Here is a 4,089-nt window from a genome sequence, read left to right on the forward strand (position 1 = left end):
CAAGACGTGAAAAAAGAAAATTTGTTCTAAACTTTTAACTTAACTGAACACTAGAGTACTTTTTCCTGTGATTTCAAAACTTTTCGTTTTATATTATTTTTATTTTAAAGGCATATTGACTTTAAGAAAATATTTTTTGCTAATCCTTATATGCTTCGCTTCGGTGTTTTACGTCAATTACGTGAAGAATTCTGAAACTTTCATCAACAAACTCACAGATAATCCTATAATTCCCCTGTCTGATCCTGTAACGTCCGTTGTATCCCTTGAGTTTCTTAAAATTACAAGATTCAGGATTGTCAATAAATTTTTGAATCCTGTCTTTTATCCGTTTAACGTCTATTTTAGCAATATCCCGTAAACTTTTTATGGCTTCTTCAGAAAGTCTTACAATCATATACCAAGCCTTTTCCAGACTTCTTCAGCATCTATTACTCTACCAGCCTTAATATCTTCTTCTCCACGTTTCATTGAGTCGATTTCTTCAGGAGAAAGTTCCTCATCTTCTTCAGAAACACTATTCCAGTCGAATTCTTTTTTTACAGGGAAAGCTACAATTTTTCCATTTTCTATAGTTACTTCCAATTCAGTATTTTTATCTATTTTTAAAATATCAAGAAAAGCGGGCGGAATTATAAGGGCAGAACTGTTGCCAGTACGTGTTAATTTTTTTCTCATAATAAATACCTCTAATTTTAAATTATTTAACTTTAGTATAACACATGTCCTATTAAAATACTTATATTTGTAAAACTTTTGCAACATGTCCGTATTTATGTATGTATTTTTGTACATACATAGGTTATAATAAGGATATACAAAAACAAGAGGACTTAAATTAATGAATTGGCTGGAACGATTACAGGAAATCGGAACAATGGCAGAAAAAACAAATAATTTTTCATACTCTCCCTACGTCCGCAAACTTTATTATAAATTACTCAATGCCTGTGAATACAAGGATGCTGTAACTGCAAAGAAACTTATAATCAGAATGGGCTTTTGAAAAAGGAGACTTTAGATGTGTAAATCCTGTGAAGAAAAAGAAAAACGTATAGAAGAACTTGAAAATATTATCTATAACGCAATGTATCAGGAAGAGTTAGAAAAAAACATAAAATATGGAGTTATTTATAATGGACTTAAAAAATGAAGCAGAAAAATTTCTTGCAAGTCTTAAAGATGATACGTCTATGGACTTAATGACAGACAGAATGAACTTACAAGTGCTTGAGGTAATAATTGACTATGCCAAATCAATAGCCAGAGCAAGAAAAGACGCTGGACTTAGTGTAAAAGAAAGTATTTCAAGTGCGCTCATTGCTGGATATCTTTTAAAAAGTCATATTGACCGATACGAGCTGGAACAATGCCTGAAAATAAATACTTTTGACTTTTAAATATCATTTCTTCTACTGCTACAATAGCTATGTAAAATTTAATTAGGATTCCATTCAATGACTTCTTGAAATTTTCTTACGTAGAAATATTTTTCAATATCAACCGCTATAATGGCTGTTGAAGAAGATTTTACAAATGTTTCAAGGTAAGGATGAGATTTAATAAGCATAGTGGCATATAATAATTTGTCCTGATTATCTTCTGCTATTTTAGCATTTCCAATTATGGTTATAGCATTTATTTCATTTATGCTTTCTGGATTTGATGACCTTGTGTCAACCATAATTGAAACATTGCCACATTTTGAAATTAAATCAAACTTCCTTGTAGCTAAAGGAGTAGCAAATATGATTTTCTTGAAGTCTTCACTGCAAACATAAGTTATAAGAGAAGAAAAAGGCTGACCGTTTCCTTGAGTTGATAAAACCGCAAATGATTGACTTAAAAGAATCTTTTTAATTTCGTTTTGTATAGTTTCATCTGCAATTTTTTCGTTTTGTTTTTCTGTGTATAGCGGTTCATCATAAAGTTTTTTCATTTTCTAACTCCACAAAATTAATTTTTCATTATATCTTATCAGGATAATTCTAATTTTTGTTAGAATTTAAAAATAAATATACTTTAATCGGAGGTAAATATATGAAAAACATTTTAAAGTTATTTTTATCAGCTTTATTTTTATTAGTTTTTATTGGAGCATCACCAATTATGGCAAAATATGAAACACCTGAATATCAAGTTATAAAGTCTTACAAGAATATCGAAATCAGAAAATATCCTTCATATCTTGTTGCAGAAGTTACAACGACAGGAGAGAGAGATAAAGCTGCAAATGAAGCGTTTATGATTCTTTTTGATTATATAAGTGGGAAAAATATTCCTAATGAAAAAATTCCAATGACCGTTCCTGTGACCCAAAGCGGTGAAAAAATCTCTATGACAATCCCTGTTCAACAAATAAAAGAAAACAACAACTGGAAATTGTCATTTGTAGTTCCTTCTAAATATACTCTGGAAAATGTTCCAAAGCCCAAAGATGAAAGAATCAAAATTTATAAGCAGGAAGAATCCAGAAGAGCAGTAATAAGATTTTCAGGATTATCCTCTGAATCAAATTTAAGTAAAAATAAGCAAAAACTTGATAATTTTATAAAAGAAAACGGATTTAAAATAAAAAGTGAACCCATTTATGCTTTTTACGATGCCCCTTTTACACTTCCATTTTTAAGAAGAAATGAAATTATGTACATAATTGATTAGTAAATCTTAGGATTTTAGGTTTTATGAAAATTTTAATTTCAGGGTCAACAGGTTTTGTAGGTTCAAAATCAGTTCCTTTTCTTGAAAGACAAGGATATGAAGTTTTTTATCTTGTATTTAAAAATCAAGGCTTAAAAAATGAAATAAATTAATCTATCCTGCCAGTAAAAATGACATCTCTGCCATATTTATTCTCAAGTTTATCCCAAGCAGAAGTTATTTTACCAGCTTTTTCATTTTTTTTTACTGAAGAAAAAAGAGAAAGCTGGGTTTCTTCTGTTAAATCTTCAAAAGTTATTCCTGAACTTCTGTAAATAATGTTCGGGATAAATATATCAGCAAAAATTATTTTAATAGCTTCTTGAACATCAAATTCAAAATCAGTTGGTTGAATTAACTGTACTTTCTGGTAATAAACCTTAAAATCTTTTGTCCTTAGCATTACACCAATGCTTCTGGTTTTTAAATTAAGCTGTCTTAATTTTCTGCAAGCCCTGTGAGCGTGATAATTTAAAGAATTTATAATATATCTTTCATCAGAAGTAAATTTAGCAAAAGAACTTGTTTTCTGTATTGATTTTTGAAGTATATATTTATCTGAAACAGGAGAAATACTCTCGCCTAGCAATTCTTTCTTAAGCTCTATGCCTTTTTTACCAAGAAGTTTGGTCATTCTTGTATCTTCAATAAGCGTAAACTGATAAGCGGTTCTTATGCCGTATTTATTCAACAGAGCCGTTGTATTTCTACCTATGCCCCAAATTTCTGAAATATCTGTCTTTTTGAGTTCATCCGTAATATCCCTGAATCCTATCCTATAAACTCCATTAGATTTTTTAGCCTTTTCAGAAGCCAGTTTAGCAAGAACTTTTGTTGAACTTACTCCGATAGATACAGGAACACCAACTTTTTCTATAACTCCACTTCTAATTTCTCTTGCTATATCTAGGTAAGATTTTCTATACATCTTTCTTAACCCTGTTAAATCAACAAAAGCTTCGTCTATAGAATAAATTTCTATAAGCGGGCTATATTCTTTAAGGGTTTTCATAACCTTATCTGAAATTTCACCGTATAAAGCCATATTTCCAGAAAGATAAATCCCCTGCGGAAATTCTTTTTTCGCCATAAATACAGGCATCCCCATTTTAATTCCGATAGCTTTTGCTTCTCTTGAGCGGGCAACAACACAACCATCATTATTACTTGCTACACATACAGGTTTGTTTAGAAGAGACGGGTTCATAAGCTGTTCACAGGATACAAAAAACGAATCACAATCAACCAATGCTATACTTTTTATATTCACATTAATTTCCCTAACATATTTTTAATCTTTCTCTTATACGCAAAGGAATTGTGTAAGTGCTAAAACTATAATATGCCGTAGAAATCGGACAGAAAAAAATATAAGTTATCATCCTTTCA

Annotated in this window: 9 protein-coding genes; 5 read left to right on the forward strand and 4 right to left on the reverse strand. The window is 30.3% G+C overall.

Annotated features, from left to right (window positions below):
- Positions 1-139 precede the first annotated feature (139 nt).
- The gene (locus tag WCG23_13015; protein MEI8390791.1) at positions 140-397 is read right to left on the reverse strand and encodes a type II toxin-antitoxin system RelE/ParE family toxin; all 258 of its coding nucleotides are present in this window, start codon (positions 395-397) and stop codon (positions 140-142) included.
- Positions 394-678 carry an AbrB/MazE/SpoVT family DNA-binding domain-containing protein gene (locus WCG23_13020; protein MEI8390792.1) on the reverse strand — a complete coding sequence of 95 codons (285 nt, stop codon included), beginning with the start codon at positions 676-678 and terminating at the stop codon, positions 394-396. Before WCG23_13020 ends, WCG23_13015 begins: the two co-directional genes overlap by 4 nt.
- Positions 679-841: 163 nt before the next feature.
- Between WCG23_13020 and WCG23_13025 the strand changes: the two genes are divergently transcribed.
- Genes WCG23_13025 through WCG23_13035 form a run of 3 tightly spaced genes read left to right on the forward strand, consistent with a single transcriptional unit; the run spans position 842 to position 1,400 of the window.
- A complete protein-coding gene (locus WCG23_13025) occupies positions 842-1,006 on the forward strand; it encodes a hypothetical protein (protein MEI8390793.1) in 165 nt (54 codons plus the stop codon).
- A gap of 15 nt (positions 1,007-1,021) precedes the next feature.
- Positions 1,022-1,153, forward strand: a complete 132-nt coding sequence (locus tag WCG23_13030; GenBank protein ID MEI8390794.1) for a hypothetical protein — start codon at positions 1,022-1,024, stop codon at positions 1,151-1,153.
- On the forward strand, positions 1,137-1,400 hold the full coding sequence (locus tag WCG23_13035; GenBank protein MEI8390795.1) for a hypothetical protein: 264 nt from the start codon (positions 1,137-1,139) through the stop codon (positions 1,398-1,400). The genes WCG23_13030 and WCG23_13035 overlap by 17 nt, the downstream gene beginning before the upstream one ends.
- A 38-nt stretch (positions 1,401-1,438) precedes the next feature.
- On the opposite strand, the gene WCG23_13040 is transcribed toward WCG23_13035, so the two are convergent.
- Positions 1,439-1,939 (reverse strand): pyridoxamine 5'-phosphate oxidase family protein, encoded by a 501-nt coding sequence (locus WCG23_13040; protein MEI8390796.1) that lies wholly within the window; start codon positions 1,937-1,939, stop codon positions 1,439-1,441.
- Positions 1,940-2,040: 101 nt separating this feature from the next.
- Between WCG23_13040 and WCG23_13045 the strand changes: the two genes are divergently transcribed.
- Together WCG23_13045 and WCG23_13050 are read left to right on the forward strand one after the other, a co-directional pair.
- Positions 2,041-2,661: a heme-binding protein gene (locus tag WCG23_13045; GenBank protein MEI8390797.1), complete on the forward strand. Its 621-nt coding sequence runs from the start codon at positions 2,041-2,043 to the stop codon at positions 2,659-2,661.
- A 23-nt stretch (positions 2,662-2,684) separates the two neighbouring features.
- Positions 2,685-2,813, forward strand: coding sequence for an NAD-dependent epimerase/dehydratase family protein (locus WCG23_13050; protein MEI8390798.1), 129 nt, complete (start codon positions 2,685-2,687; stop codon positions 2,811-2,813).
- On the opposite strand, the gene WCG23_13055 is transcribed toward WCG23_13050, so the two are convergent.
- Positions 2,810-3,970 carry a Y-family DNA polymerase gene (locus tag WCG23_13055; GenBank protein ID MEI8390799.1) on the reverse strand — a complete coding sequence of 387 codons (1,161 nt, stop codon included), beginning with the start codon at positions 3,968-3,970 and terminating at the stop codon, positions 2,810-2,812. The two genes, WCG23_13050 and WCG23_13055, sit on opposite strands and share 4 nt — an antisense overlap.
- Between the last annotated feature and the right edge of the window lie 119 nt (positions 3,971-4,089).

Source organism: bacterium, from assembly GCA_037147175.1.
Lineage (GTDB): Bacteria > Cyanobacteriota > Vampirovibrionia > Gastranaerophilales > UBA9971 > UBA9971.